Consider the following 24,586-nt stretch of genomic DNA (forward strand, 5'->3'; position numbering starts at 1 on the left):
GATTTTCATTGAGTATCAGTATAGGTTATAAGAATAAGTCTTGCAGGGTTTTGGCAACTCCGTCTTGGTCATTGGTCAAGGAAATTTGCTCATCTGCATAGGGGAGTAGCTCTGAGTTGGCATTTTTCATTGCATAACCTTTCCCGGCAAAAGCAAGCATTTCGGTATCATTGTGCTCATCTCCAAAAGCAATCAAATCTTTTTTGTCACGGTTCATTACCTTGAGCAAGTAGTCCAAAGCAAAGGCTTTGTTGACACCTTTTGGTGTACACTCAAGGATATTGAGCGGACCTCCCCAGGTATTGATAGACAGTTGATGCTGGTAGAAGGAGTTCATTTCTTTTGCCAAGGCATATTTGTCACTGGCTCTGGTCTGCAACAGAATACAGTTAGGATCCTTGGTCACCAATTCAGGCTGGAATTGATTTTCAGGCTGGAAAGCTTCTACACCAAATAGTTTGGGATTGGCAATTTCTTCATTAGGATTTGTAATGTAGAATTTTTTACGGTATTCTCCAGCGATAAAATCGGCTTGAATGTCCTCTGAACGTCGAACCATATCTAAAAGATATTTTTTGTCTACAGTAAAACACTTTTCAAAGTCCCAAACTTGGTCTGGCAAATGAGTAAGGGAGCCGTTGAAATTAATCATAGGAGTGTCTAAGCCTAGTTCACGGTAGAAATCTTTTGACATGCGGTAAGGGCGACCTGTCGTAATAATAACCTGATGGCCTTTTTCAGTAACTTTTTTAATGGTTTCTTTGGTAAAGTCAGAAATCTGACTGTCTGAGTTGAGCAGGGTTCCATCCAGGTCTAGTGCAATAATTTTTTTCGTCATATGAACCTTTCTAGTGTCTTTCCAGATAAGATGTCTTCTATTATAACAAAAAGCAGACAGAAAAGCAGATTCCAAACAAAAAATGAAATTCCATCAAATTCTTAAATAAATTAAACAAAGATATTGAAAAAGTGAATGATAAATGATATAATTCTGTTATTGTTCGTAAAAATTAAAAGGAGATTGATAATGGACAAATTATTTAAACTAAAAGAGAACGGTACAGACGTTCGTACAGAGGTTCTCGCTGGTTTAACGACTTTCTTTGCAATGAGTTATATTCTCTTTGTAAACCCACAAATTCTTTCGCAAACAGGGATGCCTGCTCAGGGTGTCTTCCTAGCAACGATTATTGGTGCAGTAGCGGGTACCTTGATGATGGCTTTTTATGCTAACTTGCCATACGCTCAAGCGCCAGGTATGGGGCTGAATGCCTTCTTTACCTTTACAGTTGTATTTGGACTTGGTTATTCTTGGCAAGAAGCCCTAGCTATGGTCTTCATCTGTGGGATTATTTCATTGATTATTACCTTGACAAATGTTCGTAAAATGATCATTGAATCGATTCCAAATGCCCTTCGCTCAGCTATTTCAGCTGGTATCGGTGTCTTCCTTGCCTATGTAGGAATTAAGAATGCTGGACTTTTGAAATTCACGATTGATCCAGGCAACTATACTGTTGTAGGAGAAGGGGCTGACAAAGCTCAAGCAACGATTGCGGCAAACTCTTCAGCAGTTCCAGGATTGGTCAGCTTTAATAATCCAGCTGTTTTGGTGGCTCTTGCAGGACTTGCCATTACTATCTTCTTTGTCATCAAAGGGATTAAAGGGGGAATTATCCTCTCTATCTTGACAACAACTGTTCTTGCTATTGCAGTTGGTTTGGTAGATTTGTCAAGCATCGATTTTGCTAATAACCATGTTGGTGCAGCTTTTGAAGATTTGAAGACAATCTTTGGTGCAGCTCTTGGTTCAGAAGGTTTGGGAGCTTTGATTTCAGATACAGCTCGCTTGCCTGAAACTCTGATGGCCATTCTTGCCTTCTCATTGACAGATATTTTTGATACAATTGGTACTTTGATCGGTACAGGTGAAAAAGTTGGTATCGTAGCGACAAATGGTGAAAATCACCAATCAGCTAAGTTAGACAAGGCTCTTTACTCTGACTTGATTGGTACTTCAATTGGTGCCATCGCAGGTACTTCGAACGTAACGACTTATGTTGAGTCTGCTGCTGGTATCGGTGCAGGTGGACGTACTGGTTTGACAGCCTTGGTTGTAGCTATCTGTTTTGCGATTTCAAGCTTCTTTAGCCCACTTCTAGCGATCGTACCAACAGCTGCTACGGCTCCAATCTTGATTATCGTTGGGATTATGATGTTGGCTAGCTTGAAAAATATCCATTGGGACGATATGTCTGAAGCGGTTCCTGCTTTCTTCACATCTATCTTTATGGGATTCAGCTACTCTATCACTCAAGGGATTGCAGTTGGTTTCTTGACTTACACTTTGACTAAGCTTGTCAAAGGTCAAGCTAAAGATGTTCATGTCATGATTTGGATTTTGGATGCCTTGTTTATCCTTAACTACATCAGCATGGCCCTATAAATGCTATAATATAAAAAGGGGTTCTCCCCTTTTTATATTATAGTTACTTGAAAATTGCTTCAAACTAGGTAGGTGATTTTGATTGAATGGTAGGAGTATAATTGATGATAAAAAAGAATATTTGGGATGAAGTATTAAACAGGGGGAAGTGGTTAATAATCTTTCTAGTAGGGCTTTTGTTTTCTCAGTTTCCTTTAGCTCTAGCAACTTTTCTAACTAGCAGAAAATTTCCACTGCTTCAAACTGGACTATTAGTAGGGACCTTATCTCTTGTGGTTTTAACTGTATTTATAATAGGTGCTAGGAAAACACAGTTGACTAGTTTTGGTTTATCGTTTTTCAAGGTTAAGGATTTGGCTAGATTGGCCTTAAGCTATCTAGTGATTCTTGCCTTTAATATTCTTGGTGTGGTCTTACTGCGTTTGATGAATGAAACAACAACCAGCAATCAATCAAATATTAATGATTTGGTCCAGAATAGTTCCTTAATTTCCAGTTTTTTCTTACTGGTTCTAATAGCTCCTATTTGTGAGGAGATTTTATGTCGAGGAGTGATTCCTAAAAAACTCTTTCGTGGTAAAGAAAATGTGGGTTATATAGTCGGTGCTATTATCTTTGCCTTGCTTCATTTACCGACAAATCTACCTTCTCTTCTTATCTATGGAGGAATGTCAACTGTGCTAACTTGGACAGTTTATAAAACCCAACGTTTGGAAATGTCTATCTTACTTCACATGATTGTGAATGGGGTTGTTTTCTGTTTGTTGACTCTCGTGGTAATTTTGAGTCGGACATTAGGGATTTCTGTTTAATACTCAATGAAAATCAAAGAGCAAACTAGGAAACTAGCCGCAGGCTGTACTTAAGTACGGCAAGGCGACGTTGACGCGGTTTGAAGAGATTTTCGAAGAGTATAAGATTATTGACAATTGCTTACTTGTTTCTACTGGGAAAAAGATGAATGCAATCGTGTCCATCTTTTTCTTTTTATGGTAAAATAGAGAAATAATATGGTGAAAAGCCTTGAGGGAGTGACCGATATGTCAACTAAAGTAAATCATGCAAAGACAGCTATTTGCGGAATTATCAATGTAACCCCAGATTCCTTTTCGGATGGTGGTCAATTTTTTGCGCTTGAGCAAGCGCTCCAGCAGGCTCGTAAATTGATAGCAGAAGGAGCCAGCATGCTAGATATCGGTGGAGAATCAACTCGGCCTCGGCCGGGAAGTAGCTATGTTGAGATAGAAGAGGAAATCCAGCGTGTTGTTCCAGTGATTAAAGCGATTCGCAAGGAAAGTGATGTCCTCATCTCCATTGATACTTGGAAGAGTCAAGTAGCAGAAGCTGCTTTGGCTGCTGGTGCCAATCTAGTTAATGATATCACGGGTCTCATGGGTGATGAAAAAATGGCCCATGTGGTTGCAAAGGCTGGAGCGAAAGTAGTCATTATGTTTAATCCAGTCATGGCGCGACCTCAGCATCCTAGCTCGCTCATATTTCCTCATTTTGGCTTTGGTCAAGCTTTTACAGAGGAAGAGTTAGCTGACTTTGAAACATTGCCAATCGAAGACTTGATGGAGGCTTTCTTTGACAGAGCCCTATCGAGAGCGAATCAAGCTGGGATCGCACAAGAAAATATCCTGTTGGATCCAGGGATTGGATTTGGTCTGACCAAGAAAGAAAGTCTGCTTCTTTTACGGGATCTGGATAAACTACATCAGAAGGGCTATCCAATCTTTCTTGGAGTATCGCGCAAGCGGTTTGTCATCAATATCCTTGAAGAAAATGGCTTTGAAGTCAATCCTGAGACAGAACTTGGTTTCCGCAATAGGGACACGGCTTCGGCTCATGTAACCAGTATCGCTGCGAGACAGGGTGTGGAAGTGGTGCGCGTGCATGACGTAGCCAGTCACAGGATGGCAGTTGAAATTGCCTCCGCCATTCGTCTGGCTGATGAAGCGGAAAATCTAGATTTAAAACAATATAAATAAGATGAAAGAAATTGAAAACAATCAGTGGATTGCCCACTATCGGACGGATCAACCGCATTTTGGCTTGGAACGAATGGTGGAACTGTTAGCTTTGCGTGGCAATCCCCATCTCAAACTCAAGGTTATCCATATCGGAGGGACCAATGGCAAGGGTTCGACCATTGCTTTTTTGAAAAATATGCTAGAAAAGATGGGGCTGAGAGTTGGGGTGTTCAGCTCGCCCTATCTCATTCATTACACAGACCAGATTAGCATCAATGGAGAATCTATCCCAGAAGCGAGGCTAGAAGCCCTCATGGCAGACTATCAGTCTTTGCTGGAGGGAGAAACGGCCGCCAATTTGCAGGGGACAACCGAGTTTGAGATTATCACAGCTATAGCCTATGATTACTTTGCCTCGGAGCAAGTAGACGTGGCTATCATGGAAGTCGGCATGGGTGGACTTTTAGATAGTACCAATGTCTGCCAGCCCATTTTGACAGGCATCACCACTATTGGACTGGATCATGTGGCCCTACTTGGTGACACCTTGGATGCCATAGCAGAGCAGAAAGCAGGTATTATCAAACAAGGGATTCCCTTGGTAACAGGGCGTATTGCTCCAGAAGCTTTGGCTATGATTGACTGCATTGCGGAAGGGAAAGATGCACTGAGATTTGCCTACGGGACAGATTATCAGGTCAGCCATCAAGAAAGTGTGGTGACAGGGGAAGTCTTTGACTATACAAGTGCTGTCAGACAAGGTCGCTTCCAGACTAGCCTGCTTGGCTTGCACCAGATAGAGAATGCTGGGATGGCCATAGCTTTACTTGATACTTTTTGTTTAGAAGATGGTCGAGAGCTAGCAAGCAATGACCTACTTGGTCAAGCCTTGGAAGAAGCAAGTTGGCCAGGGCGTTTGGAAGTTGTGTCGAGAGACCCCCTGATGATTTTGGATGGGGCCCACAATCCCCATGCTATCAAGGCCTTATTGGCAACCTTGCAAGAACGCTTTGCGGATTATCATAAGGAAATCCTCTTTACTTGTATCAAAACCAAGGCCTTGGAGGATATGTTGGACTTGCTGGGGACAATGCCAGATACCGAGCTTACTCTGACACATTTTGAAGATAGTCGGGCGACTGATGAAAGCGTGTTGGAAGAGGCAGCTAAGTCTAGGAATCTCAACTACCAAGGTTGGCAGGATTTTCTAGAGCAGAAATTGACAGATAAAAAAGAAGAGAAACAAACAGTTAGGATTGTCACGGGTTCCTTGTATTTCTTGAGCCAAGTGAGAGCCTATCTGATGGAGAGGAAGAATGAGAATGGATACACAAAAGATTGAAGCAGCTGTAAAAATGATTATCGAGGCTGTCGGAGAGGACGTTAATCGCGAGGGCTTGCAGGAAACACCTGCTCGTGTAGCCCGTATGTACCAAGAGATTTTTTCAGGTCTTGGTCAAACAGCGGAGGAACATTTGTCAAAATCCTTTGAGATTATTGACGATAATATGGTGGTAGAAAAGGATATTTTTTTCCATACCATGTGTGAACACCACTTCTTGCCATTTTATGGTAGAGCGCATATTGCCTATATTCCAGATGGCCGTGTGGCAGGTTTGTCTAAGCTAGCTCGTACGGTTGAAGTTTATTCTAAAAAGCCACAAATTCAAGAACGGTTGAATATCGAAGTGGCTGATGCCTTGATGGAGTATCTAGGCGCTAAAGGAGCCTTTGTTGTCATTGAGGCGGAACATATGTGTATGAGCATGCGTGGTGTCAGAAAACCGGGCACTGCCACCTTGACGACAGTAGCTCGTGGTCTATTTGAAACAGATAAGGACCTCCGAGATCAGGCTTATCGTTTAATGGGACTATAATACTCTTCGAAAATCAAATTCAAACCACGTCAGCTTCCATCTGCAACCTCAAAACAGTGTTTTGAGCAGCCTGCGGCTAGCTTCCTAGTTTGCACTTTGATTTTCATTGAGTATAAAAAGAATCCGCTTTGGGCGGATTTTTCTAGAAAGGAATCATTATGGATCAACTGCAGATTAAGGATTTGGAAATTTTTGCCTATCATGGTCTTTTTCCTAGTGAGAAGGAATTGGGGCAGAAGTTTGTCGTTTCAGCCATCCTATCCTATGATATGACCAAGGCGGCGACAGACTTGGATTTAACGGCTTCTGTCCATTATGGAGAACTGTGTCAGCAGTGGACGACTTGGTTTCAGGAAACAACTGAGGATTTGATTGAAACGGTAGCTTATAAACTGGTGGAACGTACTTTTGAGGCCTATCCTCTTGTCCAAGAAATGAAGCTGGAACTGAAAAAACCTTGGGCGCCAGTGCATTTGCCACTAGATACTTGCTCGGTAGCCATTCATCGCCGCAAGCAACGATCCTTTATCGCCCTAGGAAGCAATATGGGAGATAAACAAGCAAACTTGAGACAAGCCATTGAGAAAATGCGAAATCGAGGTATCCATATTCTCAAAGAGTCCAGTGTCTTGACGACGGAGCCTTGGGGTGGTGTGGAGCAAGATAGCTTTGCTAATCAAGTGGTTGAAGTAGAAACATGGTTGCCTGCCCCAGTGCTATTAGAAACCTTGTTAACCATTGAAGCAGAGATGGGACGGGTGAGAGAAGTGCATTGGGGACCTCGTTTGATTGATTTGGACTTGCTCTTTGTGGAGGACCAGATTCTTTATACAGACGACCTCATCTTGCCTCATCCTTACATAGCGGAACGCTTTTTTGTTCTTGAGTCTCTACAAGAAATTGCGCCTCATTTTATCCATCCGATATTAAAGCAACCTATTCGCAACTTGTATAATGCTTTGAAACAATAGAAAAAACTCTAGTTTTCAGTCACTTACAACTGAAGGCTAGAGTTTTTAAAATAGGTCATTTTCTTCTGGGAGGAGGATAGTCTCTCTACCATCCATATCTAAAACCAGAACTCTCGGGGGATAAAGAGGGTCGAAAGGGTGGTTAAAATCAAAATCAATGGCTGTAGGGAGGTGTTGACTTGAGAAGTGGAAGGTAATTTTTCCTTGGTTATTGAGCAATTGAAACTCAAGTTCTTCTTCCAATTCAAAGACATTTTTTAAGAAGTGGTCAATAATATACCAAAAAGAGTCAATGACATCATCAGGCAAGCTGGTAACAATGCCAAAACTAGCCGACCGCATCTGGGTATTGGTAAAAGCCATATTTCTGCCCCCTTTCTTTTCCCTTATCATACAGCAAATAGGATTAAAAATCAAGAAAAGGTGATTTTTTGAAAAGGATTTTAGCTACAGGGAGAAATAAGGAAAAAATCCCAAAAATCTCCCGAAGTTAATAGGTAAATTCCCAAATTAACTTGATTATATAACTTTCAGTTACTTTGAGAAGTTACGCATTAGAAATGACTTTGTCCATGTCCCAGAAGGTCTTGGAATTGAGGGGAGTTCCTTCACGAGATTCAACAAGAGTTTGTTCGTATTGTTTTTGAGCTTGTTTAGCAAGGTAGAAGATTTTCTGATAGCCACAATTCTGTCTTCTTTTAGGGCATCCATTACAGACAAAGGGAGCTTTGTCGAGTAGAGGGCAAGGAAGGTTATCACAAGTAGATTCTCTAACTTGTCTGTTTCGTTTGACTTCTTTAGAAACAGTAGTTGGGTCTTTTAGAATGGACTGTCCAATAGCTTTGAAGGTTTCACCGCGCTCTAAGCCTAATTGGATATCATTACGGTCTGAAAGGGCAAGGTGTTTATGTTTTGTCATAGTAGACCTCATTTCTAACTCAAACGTCTCACACTTAATTCCACCATAAAAATCCGTTTTAGACTAATTTCCACTTTGGTCAGGCAAGTGGAAGTTACTTTGAGAAGTTACGTTTAGAAAAATATTTTTCATATCTATTGACTTTTAGGGGTGAAATTTGGTATTATAGTAGGCGGTATTGTTTACCCCATTTGAAAGGCCCCGGAACCTTCCAAATACTTTTCGATGGGAAGGAACACCCATCACCGTAAACAAAAATCGAACTATATATAGGAGAAATCATGAACAAAACAACATTTATGGCTAAACCAGGCCAAGTTGAACGTAAATGGTACGTAGTTGACGCAACTGATGTACCACTTGGACGTCTTTCTGCAGTAGTTGCTAGCGTACTTCGCGGAAAAAACAAACCAACATTTACACCACACACTGATACAGGTGACTTTGTGATTGTTATCAATGCTGAAAAAGTTAAATTGACTGGTAAAAAAGCAACTGATAAAATCTACTACACTCACTCAAACCACCCAGGTGGATTGAAACAAATCTCTGCAGGTGAACTTCGTTCTAAAAATGCAGTACGTTTGATCGAGAAATCAGTTAAAGGTATGCTTCCACACAATACTCTTGGACGCGCTCAAGGTATGAAGTTGAAAGTATTTGTTGGAGCTGAGCACACTCACGCTGCACAACAACCAGAAGTTCTTGATATTTCAGGACTTATCTAAGGAAAGGAACAATAAAGTATGTCACAAGCACAATATGCAGGTACTGGACGTCGTAAAAACGCTGTTGCACGCGTTCGCCTTGTTCCAGGAACTGGTAAAATCACTGTTAACAAAAAAGATGTTGAAGAGTACATCCCACACGCTGACCTTCGTCTTGTCATCAACCAACCATTCGCAGTTACTTCAACTGTAGGTTCATACGACGTTTTCGTTAACGTTGTAGGTGGTGGATACGCTGGTCAATCAGGAGCTATCCGTCACGGTATCGCTCGTGCCCTTCTTCAAGTAGACCCAGACTTCCGCGATTCATTGAAACGCGCAGGACTTCTTACACGTGACTCACGTAAAGTTGAACGTAAGAAACCAGGTCTTAAGAAAGCTCGTAAAGCATCACAATTTAGTAAACGTTAATCAATACGATCATATCAACGTTTCAAAGCACTCAAAAGTTTACCTTATGGGTGCTTTTTTCGTATTTTTTTGAAAAGCTTACCTCAAAGTTTACCTTATTTTTACCTTATTGTTTTAGAGACTTTAAAGCAAATTCACCAACTGCCATAGGAACTACATTAGGAGTATTGACATAAATTTGAGTTGTACCTGTATGTCGTAGTTTATGAAGTGTAGCATGTGCCAGCTCTTTATGTCGCTTTCTAATGCTTTTCATTTTATTGTTCAGATAGTCAGCATGTAAAGGCTTGTTGGTGTTTCCTTTTGCTATATCGACACTATAATATGACTGGGAGGGCAAAGTCAGTTGCTTTAAAACGTTAATTGATACGATTATATCAATATTTCAAAGCTATTTGCAAAGTGCTTTTCTAGGTTTACACTTAAAATAATTGTTAAGTTATATAGGAACCTTCTAGATAAAGACTGAGTACTTTTAGAGTATAATATAGTTATGTAGAGTTAAAAAGAATTGAGGAAAGTAATATTGGCTAAATCTCACATATCAGAATTATTACCAACTAAGTATAGAAAACGTCATCAATTAATGCTATATTTGTATGATATACTAGTTGATATTTTAGTTAAAGCTGATAAATATCAATTATCCAGTCTATCTTTTAGATTTACTAATGAGATAAATGATGAAATTGACTTGTTTGATGAACTAGATAGACAAAAAGATTTAGATATTTCTGAATATGTATATATACCTCACATCTTTTTTTCAATTTTACGTGATTTAAATTACTACCTATTTGAATCTCTGAGTTGTATAGAGAGGGGAAAAGTTACTGTTGCATTTTCTCTTGCTAGGAAACCTTTTCAAGATAATTTATTTTATTTAAGTTGGATATTGGTTCAACCACATGATTTCTTAGAAAAAATACAATATGGAGAGCTTAGGGAATATGACGTAAGTGATTTGAAGGGTAAAAAAGAATTTGTTATTGACCTACTTTTAAAAGCAAAAGAATCGATTCAGTATGAAAATGGTTTTTTGGATTTTAGTAGAGAATTACTTGATCCTGAATTACTATATGACATTATATATAATCGAAAGGCAGAAAATAGTTTAACAAGTGTATTTGATCAATCTATTCATTTGGTGACAAAGAATAAAAATTATCCTACGGAAAAGCGAAATCTTAATTTTATATTTTCTGATGATAAGATTTGGGATGATTTTTGGCATTTGTTCTATGAGAAAACACCCTACATTCTCATTTATTTAGTAGAAGTAGCTATTGCTATATTTGAGAAATATTTTGATATTGATTTAGAAATAGTTACCCTTAACCGGTATATTAGAAATTTAAAGATAATTTTAGCTTTATCTGGAGAAGAAAATAAAGAATTAGAAAGTATTTTTGATTTCATATTTAATGGTGATAATCTTAGCATGACATGTGAAGAATGCGGGAGGATATATAAGTTCAATATCAATTTAGTGAGGGAAATAAAAGAAGATTATCTATATACTTGTCAGAATTGTGGTTTTGTAGAGAGACTAGGGCAATATTTTGTGAGTGATGAATTATTGAGTAATAAAAGAAATACTCTGATTGATAACTCGAATGATGAGAATTGGAAGCTGGTCTAATACAATTAAAAGGTAGTACCGACATAAAAATCATAGTTTAGAAAGTTGTGAAGATTTTTGAAAAGCAATCAGAAAGGATAATATGAAATTTAAAGATTACACTTGGAATAAAGAGTTTGAAATAAAAGGGTATTTTTCAGAACGTTCCGACGATATAGTTAGTAAGGATAACTTGAGCGGTATTTTACATTATTCTTCTAGTGAAATTGTATTAGAATTATTTGGTGGATTTGAAGAGGAATCAGGTATTTCATTCGGTTTTGGTAAGTGTTTGGAAAAGATATATGGTTTCTCCAGTAATGGTAATATTTTAATTTTAAATACTTATGGTGAACCAATGGTACATTCCTCATCTCCTGGATTTCCGATAACTAGATATAGAGTAAAAAATTTTAAAATTTACAGTGTATTTTATAATGAGCTTGGAAATTTTGATTATAGTTCTGAGGCCTTTAAAGATTTAATTAATGAATTAGATTCTGAAAAAATCAAGGAATATAATTTTAGCTTTGAACATATTGAGGAATGGATTGAAAAATCATTGGTAACTGTTAAATATAGAGACAATCAAACTATTTTTGAAAGTGCAGTAAGTGAATATCAACCAACAAAAGTGTCAATAAGATCACTAGGAATGAACTTTGAAGATGTGGCAATACTCCATTCTTCATATACAACTACGTCATTTACCAGTGATTATTTTATTAAACTTATTTCAGCTGATTTAAATATAAGATATTTTGATGAATTTTATCAAGCTTCACATAAGTTTAAGGAATTTATTGAGATTTTATCAAATATACCATTGTCTTTTACTAATATTGAATTTCTTGTTCTTTATAAAATGATAGATGGTAAGCGTATGCCACTTATAAAAGGCAAATTCTTTGTTCAGCATTCTAGAAAATCCCAAAAATGGAAATCGTATTCTCAGCAAGATATTTCTTTGAGGGCATTAGAAGATAATTTTGAACATATTTTAAATCATTGGTTTGATAAATCTGAGGAACTTGAATTTATAGTGAGACAATTTTCAAAAAATCTTCATGGTGATTTATATTTGGAAGATCAGTTGGTTGATGCTATTAGGAATTTGGAAGTTTACTCTAGAAATTTTAAGAATTTTAAAAATCCGAAATGTTTATCTGATGTTGAAGAAAAAGCTAGACAATCTTTGTTTGACTTTATAAACACACATCTTTTAGAAGAGGTAAGAAGAAAATTTAGAAATAAATTGAAATTTAATCAAAAAGAGCCTAACCTTGCCGAACGTTTAAAAAATTTATTCGATTCAATTGATGAGCTTAATCTGTCTAAAATTTTTTCGAATAGTGAGAGAGAATTACTAATAATAAAATTAATTCAAACACGAAATTACTATACTCATGGTGATTCGAAAGATAACTATCCAGAAATGATAACAGATATCAGGGAGATGTATGAAACAAAATTGTTTCTTCAAGAAGTGCTGAGATATTATATTTATCAAGAATTGGATATGAAATATAAATATAAAAAATTCTAAACCTCAAGCCATTAGCTCAATGATTTAGGATGTTTTCATGGAAATTGGAACAATTGACACAGTTGTTGAGACTTTAGTCGCTTATAAATGTGGCTGCAACCTGACAAGGTCAGTTGTCTGTAAACGTTAATCAATATGAGTATATTAACGTTTACAGACATTCAAGAATTTTCTCTTGGATGTCTTTTTTGTATAGAAATCAAGAGTTTCCATCATTGATTTTTAGTCTAGTATTAGTTTCTACTGAATAAGCTTTTTCGGCCATAACAAAACACTCCTGTTCATAGTTTCACTAGATTTTGACAGGAGTGTTTTTCTTGTGTATCAATTTATAGGTTCAGTATTTTTCTAGTAACCAATCTATGATATTTTTCTTTTCAATTCCATTGTAATTTGCTGTTGGCTGAATCGTATCCATTGTTAATAGATATTTTGGGAATTGATCTTTAATGGCTTCTAGTGGTCTAAGTTCTTTTTCTAGTGTTTCTGGAGCAAGTGTTGTTTCACTGACTTGATAATAAGCGTAGTGGCCAAGATCAGTTACAACAACAAAATCAACCTCATACTTATCTAAATTACCAACATATACTTGTGAATATCTACGTCTTAATTCCAAATATACAATATTTTCCAAGATATGCCCAATGTCTTCCTTGTGGTCTGGTAATAAGAGATGTCGTAAACCTAAATCAACGGGATAATATTTTTCTAAGCGTTGCAATAATGCTCTGCCTTTTACATCAAAACGTGGAACAGAATAAAAAAGTAAACTATCTGTCAAAGTTGTCAAATAATTTTCTAAAGTATTATGGGATATTGAAACATTTTGGCTGACCAAGGTATTGCGAATCTTATTTGTTGATATTAAGCTACCTGTACTACTGAGAAGGGTTCGGACAATGCGCTCAATAATAGTAGGATTTGGATTTCCCAATCTAGTGACAATATCATTTAACAGTATTGAGTTATATATTCCTCTGAGATAGTCAATTTTTTCAGCGTAAGATGATGTTTGCAATAAGTAAGGGAAAGCACTAAAGAGATAATTGTTAAAAATTTCTGTTGTATTCAGATTCTCTGAGAGAGATTGACCTGATAGGTATTCTTCAAATGACAAAGGAAGGACCTCTATCTCAACATACCGACCAGTCAAGTTTGTTGCTAATTGGCTGCTCATAAAGTAGGCGTTTGATCCAGTCAAATAGAGGTCAACATTTGGTAGGATGAATAGACTATCTGCTACCAGTTCAAATTTCTCAACATGTTGAATTTCATCTAAAAAGATATAGTATGTTTTCTCGCTAACTAATTGATCTTTTATATAAGCGTATAATGTTTGAAAATGTCGGAGGTCATAGTAACTCAGATCCTCAAAATTGATGGATATGATTTGATCCTCGTCTACCCCAGTTGCTAGTAACTCTTCTTTATAGAGTTGAAAGAGAACAGATTTACCAGCTCGTCTAACTCCACTCACAACCTTAATGATTTGTCGGTCACGATGTCTTCTTAAAAAGTCTAAATAATGTGGTCTTTTAATATAGTTCATAATAGATACCTCAAAGATAGTATAATACAAATAAAGATTATTTTCAAATATTTATAAATAATATTTAATTCGTTTGATTATTTCTAAGTATTTAGAAATAGTGTTTTTCTGCAATTAAAAAATAGTCCATTTTGGTATGGCATGATAGTAAATCTTGTGAGGTTTTGTAGCAAGTATTCAAATAAAAAGCGCATACTATCAGGCGTGTAAAAGCTTGATAGTATACGTTTCATCCTAGAAATATTTACGGGCTGTTTTTCTCAAACTGACTTTTTAAGAAGTTACCTTATTAGCAATTTCAAATAAGTTTATGGGGCTATCTTTGGAAAAACTGTAGAATTTCAAAAATTACTACAGACCTTGAATTTTACTTATCATTTCAATGATTTAGATTGCTTACATTTTGTTTTGATAAGTTTTACGGTAATCTCCAGGAGAAAGTCCAGTCCTTTGTTTAAAAATTTTAGTAAAGTAAGAATAATTATCATACCCTACTTGACAGGATACTTGTGATATCGAGATATCTGTTTGAGATAGGAGAGATTTAGCAGCATTAATGCGCTTATCCGTTATATATTTAACAAGAGTTTCTCCAGTTTCTTTTTTAAAAATTCTAGCCAAATGATCTGCGCTGAGATAAACCATATCTGCTAATATAGAACGATTTATATCTTCATAGTAGTGATGATCTATGTATTCGACAATGCGTTGAATACTATTTTTCTGGTTTTCAATGTTTGTTGCAAATTTCTTAGCATGCGACCAGTAATAATCAAAGTAATCCTGAAAAGATTCAATTGAATGAAAGCGTCGTTGGAATAAGAAATCATGAGTGCTGTTTTGGAATAATTTATGTGCCGAGATTCCATTTTGATCTAGATATATTCCTATTTGTTGAATCCAATCTAGTAAAATTTGCTGTAGTGTGAAAGTAGGAATTTGAGAATTATAGGCAAGTGAATTAATTTTTTCTCTTAATTCGTATTCACTTAAGCTATCTAAAAAAGTAATTGAAAGAGTTTCTGTTTTAAAGGAAGTTGGAAAACTATGTGGAACACATGTAATAGTATTCCAATAAGAAACATATTGTTCATTATAAGTGTAGAGTTCTTTGGTATGAAATAAAATATCGGATAGTTTGTGGCAGCTTTTATATATAATGTTTGAGTATTTACTAAAATTATTAGAAATTTGAGAATGAATTTCATATGCCAATTTGTCACTACGTTTGGATGAGTCTACTCTAAAGAGACAAACATATTGATCAACCTGGCTTTCCATCTTGAACAAACTTATCAGCTTATAAGAAGGTTGTGAAATTCTTTGAAGTTCTCTTTTTAGTTGAGAAGTCCATGATGGAGTTTCTGCAGAATAATCTTCTTCATTAAGATTGATTGTTAAAACTGCAAGGAAAAAATATTGGTGTTTTTTAAGAATAAAACCTTGTTTGCTTGCTATGTTTTCTAGCTCATCAATGCGAGAAATTTGAGGTTTTCTAAGGTAATCATACCAGAAATTATCTTCTATTTGTAAAAGTGCATCATTTTTCCCGTTTGAGTTATGATTCTCAATTTTACTAATGGCTTTTTGAATAATAAATTCTAATTTTTCAAAGTTAATGGGTTTTAGATAGTATTCGAAGCTTTGTAATTCAATTGCTTTTTGAGCATAGTTGAAGTCGGCGTAATTGGTTAAAAAAATTGTTTTTATATCATATTTTTCATTTCTAATCCAAGATAAGAGTTCGAGGCCACTACCTTGAGGCATTTCTATATCGCTTATCATGAGATCAATAGGATTCTCTCTAATAATATTTTGAGCTTGAGTGAGGCTATAGGCAACATAAACAGTGTCAATGTGTAGTTTAGCCCAATTTATTTTCTCTCGTAAAGCTTCAATGATAAAACGATCGTCATCAACTAATAAGATGTTCATTATAACCTCCGTCTATAATCTTGTATGGAATAAGTAAAAGAATTTTAGCCCCACCTTCTTCATTATTTTCAAATGCAATACTATAGTCATTAGGATAGAGAAGATTTAAACGTTCGATGGTGTTTGTGATCCCAATATGATGTCCATCTTCTGTTATTAGAGACTGTTTCTGATTTAGTTTTGATAAAATTTCTTCAGAGAAACCTGGACCATTATCCTCGATACAAATCTGAATATAATCTGAGTTCTCAGTTTTTACTTTTTTTATCGATAGCAAAATTGTAAATAAATCCTGAAATGAAAAACCGTGTTTGATTGTGTTTTCAATAAATGTTTGTAAAAGTAATGATGGGATAAGAGTATTTTGTAGGTCATCATTGTAGTTTAGTGAAAAGTAGATGCTATTTCCATATCGAATTTGTTGTATTTCTAAATAATCTTTAATATGCTGAACTTCATCTTTAAGTTCTGAAAAATCTTGATTAGCCATAAATAAATGACGGAGATAATTTGAAGTTAGGATAGTTAACTCTTCAATTTCTTTATAGTTTTTTGTTTGAAGCATACTATGAATCATTGATAACATATTTAAGTAGAAATGCGGACGAATTTGGTTCTTAAGATAATTAAGCTCAATCTTCTTAAGTTCTAGTTGTGAATGGTATTCTCGTATTTTTAATTCTTGCATGTCAAATATTACTTTATTAAGTTTATCATTTGCCTTATCAATTTCTAGTATACCTTCAGATATAAAAAATTCAGAAGGGGGGATGGAGCCCCCAAGTTGAGAGAGCCGTTCAGTGAGTCTTGTTATTGGTTTAATCATCCATTGACGAATATACAGGATAATGATGATTGATAAAATGGTGATAATGATAGGAACAGCTGATAAAAATACTTCTAAGAGTGTGATATTTCTAAAGACTTCGACATAATCGACTAAAACATAAATATCGAAAGGTAAATGCGTTTTTTCATTTTGAGCATGAATCAGGTAGTTTTCGGAGGGTATATTGTTAGGCTCTTTTAGGGAAAGTTTACCATTATTTCCAATATTGAGTTTTTTGAGAGGTTTTAGGATATCTTCTGAAGATATGACGGCATAAATGATTTTTCCTTCGTAATGAACAGATTTAACTAAGTATTCGCTGTTTTTAGTAGTTACATTTTTCCATTTACGGTCACTTATATCACTACGCAATGATTTTAGATTTGATTTTAACAGTAGATAATCTTCATATGGAATATAAAGATTGGAGACATTTATAAAATAATCAGTACTATCGGTTTCTAATAAGAATGTCATATGAGTTTCATTTTGATATTCAAACTCTGCAAAGCTAGTTTGAACTTTTTTAAGATTTTCTTGATACTCAAGAAACGTTTGTACATGATTTAAGTTCTCTAAAGATTCATTATGCGTTATTGTTGAGTACATAAAGCGTTCTACAGAATGTAATTTCTCATTAACAGAATCAGCATAAATTTCAATTGAACTACGTAAGTGTACTATATTTTGGTTTTTAATAAAATTTCTGGTTATGTTACTCATAGCAATATTGATTAAAATATTTATCAATAGTAGTACAAGTAGGAGTTTAAAGAAAAAATGAATGGAATGTTTTTTTGATAAGTCGTGATTTAATTTCATATACTATTCTCCTCTTAAAATTATAGCACTTTGAAAATACGATATCATGTAACAAAACAGATATGTTTTATCAAGATGTCGGAAAAGTAATAGTTTTTAAAATTAAAAAACTGAAAAATTGATAAACCTAGTCCAAAAAGTTCTATTAAGGGAATTCTATATGGTGTAAAATAATCGTAGAAAATCAAATAGGAGGAAAAACATGAAAGTAGCATCTCAACTTCATAAAATAAAATTAAAGCATAGTATTCCGTTATATATATTACTTTTTCCTTCAATATTGCTATTGATTTTATTTTCCTATATTCCCATGTTGGGACTAATTATTGCATTTAAAGACTATTCACCAGCCAATGGTATCTTTGCTAGTCAGTGGGTAGGATTTAAGTACTTTACTCAATTTTTCTCATCATTCCAATTCGGGACAACTATGTTCAATACATTAAAAATTTCACTTTATAGTATTGTAGTAGGATTCCCCTTACCTATTATACTAGCTATCATTAGTAATCAGTTAAGAGTTGGGAAATTTAGAAAAATATTTCAAGTGACAACTTACTTACCTCATTTTATCTCTACAATGGTTATGTGTGGGATGATTATCTTATTTTTATCTCCTACTAGTGGTTTGTTAGCGAATGTATTTAAGTCTGTTGGAATCACTATTCCAGATTTTTTATCAAAACCTAGTCATTTTGCAGGTGTTTATGTTTGGAGTGATGTATGGCAACATATTGGTTGGGATAGTATTATTTATCTGGCGGCGCTTTCTGCAATTGATCCTACATATTATGAGGCTGCAACTATGGATGGTGCCTCTAGGTTACAAAAAATTCGGCATATAGAATTACCATTGCTTTTGCCGACTGCTATGATTTTATTAATATTAAGAGCAGGTAGTTTATTAAGTGTAGGGTTTGAGAAAGTGTTACTACTACAGAATCCTCTTAATTTAGCAGGAAGTGAGATAATTTCGACCTATGTTTATAAAGTTGGTATGGTGAACTTTCAGTATAGTTATTCGACAGCTATAGGGTTATTTAACACGGTAGTTAATCTAATAATTTTGTTATCTGTTAACTGGTTCTCAAAAAGATATACTAGAACGGGTCTTTTTTAAAGGAAGGAGTGCTCAAGGTGAAATGGTTTCATAAATCAAGAAAAACAAACTCTGAATTATTATTTGATATAGTTACCTATGGTTTAGCAATTTTCCTTATCCTGTTAATTGTTTATCCGTTATGGTTTGTAGTGATTGCATCTTTTAGTAATCCTTCAGATGTTGCAAACGGGAAGGTATGGTTTATTCCAAGAGAATGGAAATTAGATGGATATTTACGTCTTATTCAACAACCTTTATTTTTGCGTAGCTATCTAAATACAATTTTATATACTGTTGTTGGTACCTTGGTTGCTTTAGTAGTCAATATTCCAGCTGGTTATGCTTTATCTAGAAAAGAATTAGTTGGTAGAAAGTGGATGAGTATTCTATACATAATCCCTATGTTCGTATCAGGTGGCTTGATTCCTACCTACTTAACAGTAAAGAATGTAGGCTTGATTGATACATTTTGGGTAATGGTAATACCTTTTGCGGTTTCATCATACAATATTATTGTTGCTAGAACTTTCTTTAATAATAGTATTCCAGACGGGATGTGGGAGGCTGCGCAAATTGATGGATGTGGTACAATTCGTTATTTTATTAAGATAGTCGTTCCTTTATCAAAAGCTATTATAGCAGTTATTGGACTTTGGACTGCAGTTGGTATTTGGAATTCGTGGTTTAATGCTTTAATTTATTTAACGAATGAAAATTTACAACCATTGCAATTAATTTTACGACGTTTACTAATTAGTAATCAAATGTTACAATCGCAAGCAACAGGAGAAGTTGCATCAGATCTTCGTATCAAAGCCGATATGATGAAATATGCAGCAATTGTTATTTCAACTGCTCCGATTATGTTGTTGTATCCCTTTGTTCAAAAATATTTTAATCAAGGCGTAATGATTGGCGCCTTGAAAGAATAGGAGAAAAACATGAAAAATAAATCATTTACATATTTGTTCTTAGGAACAGTTACACTTGCTGGCTTAACAGCCTGTGCAAATTCCAATAATGCGAATAAGGACGATAAGTCTGGAGAAGATTCTTATAAAATCACAACTGTTCGTTGGTCTGACTGGGGAGAAGATTATCATAAAGGTTTTCTAACAGATTCTGCCAAGGAAGCAGGTATTGATGTTAAATGGGATACACTTGTAGCCGCAGATTGGGCAGATAAGAAATCTGTTTTGGTTGCTAGCGGAGATTTACCAGATGCATTTTTGGGTTCAAATGCATTTACAGATTCAGAAATTGCTCAGAACCAATCTTTGTTTATTCCATTGGAAGATTTAATCAAGGAAAACATGCCTAATTTAACTAAGGCTATGGAGAAAGAACCTAAGATTAAAGCTATGATTACTGCACCAGATGGTCATATCTACAGTCTACCTAAAAAATTACCGATGCGTCCTACTGTAGCTAATCAGCTATTTATTAATAAAAAGTGGCTGGATAATTTAGGATTAAAGGTTCCAGAAACGTATGATGATTTAGTAAAAGTACTACAAGAATTTAAGGATAAAGATGCGAACGGAAATGGAGACGCTTCTGATGAAATTCCATTCGGAGCAGGAAACTTTGATCCAACATTCTCATATATTCTTCCGTTCAATAATCGTTTAGGGGCAGATAATACATATGAAATGTCTGTAAAAGATGGGAAACCAGTCTACCTTCGTACAGAAGAAAGTTATAAACAAGGGATTGCAGCAATGCACGAATCTTATAAAAAAGGTTTGATTGATCCGGAAATCTTTACAGAAGATACCTCTATGAGTGTTGCGAAACGTATGGATAAGGGAGTATCTAGAGTAGGTGTTTCTAGTGGTTGGACAGCAGATGCAACGTTTGGCTTACATTCAAGTGAATATATTGCTCTACCTGCTTTAAAAGGTATGGATGGTAAACAATATGTCTTTTCTGATCCAGATCATTACAACTATGGTCGAAATGAAATTTTGATTACAAATAAGAGCAAAAACCCTGCTAAATTATTGAAATGGTTGGATAAATTATATACAGATGAAGCAAGTATTCAGAATTTCTATGGATCATTTGGAATAGCTACTGAAAAGAATGGTGATAAGTTTAAAGTGTTACCTCCTAAAGATGGTAAATCAGCTGATGAATGGGCATGGATTAATTCACTTCGAGATTTTGGTCCTAAATACGTAAGCGATGATATCAATAGTCGCGTAGAAATCGATCAAACACAAGGTGATGGATTGAAATTGAAGATGGACCAAGATTTGAAACAATTTGCGTTGCCAGCTTACCCTAATGTGATTTATTCACAAGAAGAACTTAACAAATTATCATCAATCTATGTGAGTATTGAATCTTATGTCAAACAACAAGCATCTAAATGGGTAGTTGAAGGTGGCATAGAAAAAGAATGGGACTCATACAAAGAAACTCTTAAGAATATGGGATTGGACGAATTTATGAAGATTCAACAGGAAGCATATAATCGTTACCAAAAAGAAGTAAAAGAGTAATATTTTATATGAACTCTTGGTTGTATGAACAAGGGACTAGCTAATTATAGGAAGCGAGACTGATAACATCAAATTATCTCGCTTCCTTTATTCTAATTTTTAAAGAAATTTGGAAATGTTTTTTAAATAATTTAGGTAATATTTTTGTGCAACTGACATTCTAAAATATAGAGTTAAGACGATTGATTTTATGGAGATATCTATTATGCAAAAATTATTTTCATTAGATGGAAAAGTGGTTAGAATTTTAACTTTTTTGACAGATTTAATTATTTTAAATACTCTATTTATTGTTAGTTGTATTCCAATAGTTACAATTGGGGCATCACTAACTTCTCTTACGACAATGTGGTATCGTATTTTAAAAGGTAAAGATACCGATATTGCTTATCATTATTTTCGGATCTTTAGACAAAATTTTAAACAATCAACTTTTATTTGGTTGTTTATCCTCCTAATAGAATTACTTTTATATGTGAACTATTGTCTTTGGGGCTATTCAAGTTTACTTTCAGAGTATAGTTTATTGTTAGTGTTGCCCTTTTTATTTGTTATAATACTTTTTATGAGTGTTGTTTTTCCCTATATTGGTCTATTTAAAGATAATCTAAAAAATAGTATTGTAAATAGCGTATTAATTTGTATTTTAAATCCAATACAAGCTATCATGTTGGTTTTATTTAATATTTCTGTACTGTATATGAGTTTTAGTAGTCCAGAACGAGTTTTAACAGCTATTTACGTATTTACATTTGGGGGATTTGCTTTTTGCGGATTGATGAATGTAACGATAACAAATAAAATGTTTGATAAGGTAAAGAAATTTACTAAAAGGAGGAAACCAAATTGAAAATTTTTAAGGGAGAGTTTTATCGAATCTCTGTATTAACAGACAAGTTAGTAAGGTTAGAATACTCTCAAACTGGAAGTTTTGAGGATAGAACGACACAACTTATCTATAATAGAGATTTTGGTCAAGTTTCGTTAGATTATATCGAGACATCAAATGTACTAGATATTATGACGGACTATTTTCATCTGCACTTTAATAAAGGAGAATTTAACGCCGAAAATCTATTTATAGAATTAAAAGGAAATTTTGCCGTATATGGTAGTCGCTGGTATTTTGGTGAATCTATTGAAACATTAAAAGGAACAGCTCGGACTCTGGATGAGGCAGATGGAGCAATCTCGTTAGAAGATGGAATTATTAGCCGAAATGGTATAGCCTTATTGGATGATTCTAAAGGATTTATTTGGGATGAACAGTCTGGTTATATTGAGAGAGAAAATCAAATTGACCTCTATTTCTTTGCCTATGGGCATGATTATAGAGGAGCAATCAGAGACTTTTACCATTTGACTGGTTCGACACCCTTGTTGCCACGATATGCTTTAGGCAATTGGTGGAGTAGATATTGGCCTTATACGTCGGATGAATACTTGAATTTAATAGACAGATTTGAAACAGAGAACATTCCATTATCTATCGGTGTTTTAGATATGGATTGGCATATAACTGACATTCCAGCTCGTTTTGGAAGTGGCTGGACAGGATATAGTTGGAATAAAAACTTAATACCTAATCCAGAACAGTTATTGCAACAACTTCATGATAGAAAGTTAAAACTCTCCTTAAATGTCCATCCTGCTGATGGTATACGGGCTTATGAAGAAGCTTATCCTCGAGTTGCCAAACGATTAGGGTTAAATGTAGAACTAGAAGAACCTGCCATTTTTGATTTTTTTAATCCTTCTTTTAGGGAAGCTTACTTTAAAGATGTTCATTATGAGCTAGAAAAGCAGGGAGTAGATTTTTGGTGGATTGACTGGCAACAAGGGACTCAAGGTATGTTGGATCCACTGTGGCTTTTAAACCATTATCACTATCAGGATAGTTGTAAAAATGCAGAAGGTGGCTTAATTTTATCAAGGTATGCAGGTCCTGGTAGTCATCGCTACCCTGTTGGTTTTTCAGGGGATACTATTATTAGTTGGAATTCCTTAAGATTTCAACCTTATTTTACAGCGACAGCATCAAATATCGGTTATAGTTGGTGGAGCCATGATATTGGTGGGCACATGCTGGGGGATTATGACGAAGAGCTACAAACTAGATGGCTACAGTTTGGTGTTTTTAGTCCGATTACTCGCTTACATAGTTCAAGAAGTCCCTTTAATAGTAAAGAACCTTGGTTTTTTTCAGAAACAACATCTAAGATTATGAAGAAATACCTTCGTTTGAGACATCAGATGATTCCATATCTATATACCATGAATGTAAAGACACACGAGGAAGGTACCCCTTTAATCAGCCCAATGTATTATTTCTACCCAGAGAATGATGAGAGTTATAATGTTCCAAATCAATACTTTTTTGGAACAGAACTGATGGTGGCTCCCATTGTAGAAAAGATGGATTTGGCATTCCAATCTGCAAAAGTGGATGTATGGTTCCCTGAAGGTGAATGGTATGACTTCTTTTCAGAGAAAAAATATACAGGTGGTGTGAAGTTGAGTGTTTATAGAGATATTTCGACGATACCTGTGTTCGCAAAAAGTGGTGCAATCATTCCCTTGGTTGGTTCTGAGATAGATATGGGTGTTGATTTACCTGAAGTTGTAGATTGGTATGTATTCCCAGGCAAGCAACATTCTTTTGAAATGATTGAAGATCAAAATGGTCAAAGATATAAAACAAGATTATCAATCGATTGGGAAATGGGAATGGTAGAGTTGGCATTACAAGGAGATTCTAGTATCGTTCCAAGCAATAGAAAACATAGAATTCATTTTAAAGGAACGAATGTGTCTATGATTGAATTGCCAAATAAGAATGATACAGCTAGATTTGAATGGAAAGATAATAAAACAATATCTTTAAATGATGAAGTTTTTAGACTACTAAAGACGGCCTCTCTTCCATATGAATTAAAAGATAGATTGTTAAATCAATTCATTAATGCCAAAAATTCTCATGAGTTAATGAATATCTTGCATCATCAGGATAAGGAATTGAGAGGGCGTTTGTTGGAAATGATATTTACTAGCGAAAACTAATTGAGACATTTCGTACACAATTTCTATTCTTTAATTACTAATTATTTATTTTTTAATGTGTAATAGTTTTACATCTCTATGCTTATTGATACTCTTCGAAAATCAAATTCAAACCACGTCAACGTCGCCTTGCCGTACTCAAGTACAGCCTGCGGCTAGTTTCCTAGTTTGCTCTTTGATTTTCATTGAGTATGACTTGTATTTTAGTAATTACAAGTTTGTCATAGGGATTTTTTGTTTATTGAAGAGAAAAGGATAAATATATTTCAAGGTTTAAAACATTTTTCAAC

General features: G+C 35.0%; 20 protein-coding genes and 2 pseudogenes. 15 read left to right on the forward strand and 7 right to left on the reverse strand.

The annotated features are described in order from the left end of the window. Positions 1-25 precede the first annotated feature (25 nt). Positions 26-838 (reverse strand): Cof-type HAD-IIB family hydrolase, encoded by an 813-nt coding sequence (locus HT698_RS02655; protein WP_173218040.1) that lies wholly within the window; start codon positions 836-838, stop codon positions 26-28. Between the two features lie 189 nt (positions 839-1,027). Here HT698_RS02655 and HT698_RS02660 point away from each other — a divergent pair, with 189 nt between their 5' ends. The 6 genes from HT698_RS02660 (at position 1,028) to folK (ending at position 7,267) form a co-directional block, all read left to right on the forward strand. Beyond that, complete coding sequence (locus tag HT698_RS02660; RefSeq protein WP_050365257.1) at positions 1,028-2,446, forward strand: NCS2 family permease; 1,419 nt, start codon at positions 1,028-1,030, stop codon at positions 2,444-2,446. A 104-nt stretch (positions 2,447-2,550) separates the two neighbouring features. Continuing rightward, positions 2,551-3,258: a type II CAAX endopeptidase family protein gene (locus HT698_RS02665; RefSeq protein ID WP_173218038.1), complete on the forward strand. Its 708-nt coding sequence runs from the start codon at positions 2,551-2,553 to the stop codon at positions 3,256-3,258. 198 nt (positions 3,259-3,456) lie between these two features. Further along, positions 3,457-4,437 carry a dihydropteroate synthase gene (folP, locus tag HT698_RS02670; protein ID WP_173218036.1) on the forward strand — a complete coding sequence of 327 codons (981 nt, stop codon included), beginning with the start codon at positions 3,457-3,459 and terminating at the stop codon, positions 4,435-4,437. Position 4,438: 1 nt separating this feature from the next. Continuing rightward, entirely contained in the window at positions 4,439-5,761 is a 1,323-nt protein-coding gene (locus HT698_RS02675; protein ID WP_173218034.1) for a folylpolyglutamate synthase/dihydrofolate synthase family protein, read from the forward strand. Then, positions 5,742-6,296 carry a GTP cyclohydrolase I FolE gene (folE, locus tag HT698_RS02680; RefSeq protein WP_061827444.1) on the forward strand — a complete coding sequence of 185 codons (555 nt, stop codon included), beginning with the start codon at positions 5,742-5,744 and terminating at the stop codon, positions 6,294-6,296. Before HT698_RS02675 ends, folE begins: the two co-directional genes overlap by 20 nt. A 158-nt stretch (positions 6,297-6,454) precedes the next feature. After that, positions 6,455-7,267 carry a 2-amino-4-hydroxy-6-hydroxymethyldihydropteridine diphosphokinase gene (gene folK / locus HT698_RS02685; protein WP_173218032.1) on the forward strand — a complete coding sequence of 271 codons (813 nt, stop codon included), beginning with the start codon at positions 6,455-6,457 and terminating at the stop codon, positions 7,265-7,267. Positions 7,268-7,312: 45 nt separating this feature from the next. On the opposite strand, the gene HT698_RS02690 is transcribed toward folK, so the two are convergent. Together HT698_RS02690 and HT698_RS02695 are read right to left on the reverse strand one after the other, a co-directional pair. Beyond that, positions 7,313-7,630 carry a DUF960 domain-containing protein gene (locus tag HT698_RS02690; protein ID WP_000886037.1) on the reverse strand — a complete coding sequence of 106 codons (318 nt, stop codon included), beginning with the start codon at positions 7,628-7,630 and terminating at the stop codon, positions 7,313-7,315. A gap of 190 nt (positions 7,631-7,820) precedes the next feature. Further along, positions 7,821-8,186: pseudogene (locus tag HT698_RS02695) on the reverse strand (helix-turn-helix domain-containing protein); the annotation flags it as partial. Between the two features lie 281 nt (positions 8,187-8,467). On the opposite strand from HT698_RS02695, the gene rplM reads away from it, so the two are divergent. Then, on the forward strand, positions 8,468-8,914 hold the full coding sequence (gene rplM / locus HT698_RS02700; RefSeq protein ID WP_001044624.1) for a 50S ribosomal protein L13: 447 nt from the start codon (positions 8,468-8,470) through the stop codon (positions 8,912-8,914). 18 nt (positions 8,915-8,932) lie between these two features. Further along, positions 8,933-9,325: a 30S ribosomal protein S9 gene (gene rpsI / locus HT698_RS02705; protein ID WP_000075973.1), complete on the forward strand. Its 393-nt coding sequence runs from the start codon at positions 8,933-8,935 to the stop codon at positions 9,323-9,325. A gap of 106 nt (positions 9,326-9,431) precedes the next feature. On the opposite strand, the pseudogene HT698_RS02710 reads toward rpsI, so the two are convergent. Next, positions 9,432-9,629, reverse strand: a pseudogene (locus HT698_RS02710) (site-specific integrase); the annotation flags it as partial. Between the two features lie 222 nt (positions 9,630-9,851). Between HT698_RS02710 and HT698_RS02715 the strand changes: the two are divergent. Both HT698_RS02715 and HT698_RS02720 read left to right on the forward strand, forming a co-directional pair. Further along, a complete protein-coding gene (locus HT698_RS02715) occupies positions 9,852-10,967 on the forward strand; it encodes a hypothetical protein (RefSeq protein ID WP_173218030.1) in 1,116 nt (371 codons plus the stop codon). Positions 10,968-11,049: 82 nt separating this feature from the next. Next, positions 11,050-12,492 carry a HEPN domain-containing protein gene (locus tag HT698_RS02720; protein ID WP_173218028.1) on the forward strand — a complete coding sequence of 481 codons (1,443 nt, stop codon included), beginning with the start codon at positions 11,050-11,052 and terminating at the stop codon, positions 12,490-12,492. A gap of 337 nt (positions 12,493-12,829) precedes the next feature. Here HT698_RS02720 and HT698_RS02725 read toward each other — a convergent pair whose 3' ends face one another. From HT698_RS02725 to HT698_RS02735, 3 genes are all read right to left on the reverse strand, one after another. Further along, positions 12,830-14,041 (reverse strand): ATP-binding protein, encoded by a 1,212-nt coding sequence (locus HT698_RS02725; RefSeq protein WP_173218026.1) that lies wholly within the window; start codon positions 14,039-14,041, stop codon positions 12,830-12,832. A 396-nt stretch (positions 14,042-14,437) separates the two neighbouring features. Then, positions 14,438-15,976 carry a helix-turn-helix domain-containing protein gene (locus tag HT698_RS02730; RefSeq protein WP_173218024.1) on the reverse strand — a complete coding sequence of 513 codons (1,539 nt, stop codon included), beginning with the start codon at positions 15,974-15,976 and terminating at the stop codon, positions 14,438-14,440. Beyond that, positions 15,957-17,627: a histidine kinase gene (locus tag HT698_RS02735; RefSeq protein WP_173218022.1), complete on the reverse strand. Its 1,671-nt coding sequence runs from the start codon at positions 17,625-17,627 to the stop codon at positions 15,957-15,959. The genes HT698_RS02730 and HT698_RS02735 overlap by 20 nt, the downstream gene beginning before the upstream one ends. Positions 17,628-17,829: 202 nt before the next feature. On the opposite strand from HT698_RS02735, the gene HT698_RS02740 reads away from it, so the two are divergent. From HT698_RS02740 to HT698_RS02760, 5 genes are all read left to right on the forward strand, one after another. Further along, positions 17,830-18,747 (forward strand): ABC transporter permease subunit, encoded by a 918-nt coding sequence (locus tag HT698_RS02740; protein ID WP_000861540.1) that lies wholly within the window; start codon positions 17,830-17,832, stop codon positions 18,745-18,747. Positions 18,748-18,764: 17 nt separating this feature from the next. Further along, the gene (locus HT698_RS02745; protein WP_000870790.1) at positions 18,765-19,661 is read left to right on the forward strand and encodes a carbohydrate ABC transporter permease; all 897 of its coding nucleotides are present in this window, start codon (positions 18,765-18,767) and stop codon (positions 19,659-19,661) included. Positions 19,662-19,670: 9 nt separating this feature from the next. Further along, complete coding sequence (locus tag HT698_RS02750) at positions 19,671-21,236, forward strand: extracellular solute-binding protein (protein ID WP_173218019.1); 1,566 nt, start codon at positions 19,671-19,673, stop codon at positions 21,234-21,236. Between the two features lie 205 nt (positions 21,237-21,441). Then, entirely contained in the window at positions 21,442-22,086 is a 645-nt protein-coding gene (locus tag HT698_RS02755) for a YesL family protein (protein ID WP_173218017.1), read from the forward strand. After that, positions 22,083-24,296, forward strand: coding sequence for a TIM-barrel domain-containing protein (locus tag HT698_RS02760; RefSeq protein WP_173218016.1), 2,214 nt, complete (start codon positions 22,083-22,085; stop codon positions 24,294-24,296). The genes HT698_RS02755 and HT698_RS02760 overlap by 4 nt, the downstream gene beginning before the upstream one ends. Positions 24,297-24,586 lie beyond the last annotated feature (290 nt).

The sequence above is a fragment of the Streptococcus sp. 3109 genome (assembly GCF_013276905.1).
Lineage (GTDB): Bacteria > Bacillota > Bacilli > Lactobacillales > Streptococcaceae > Streptococcus.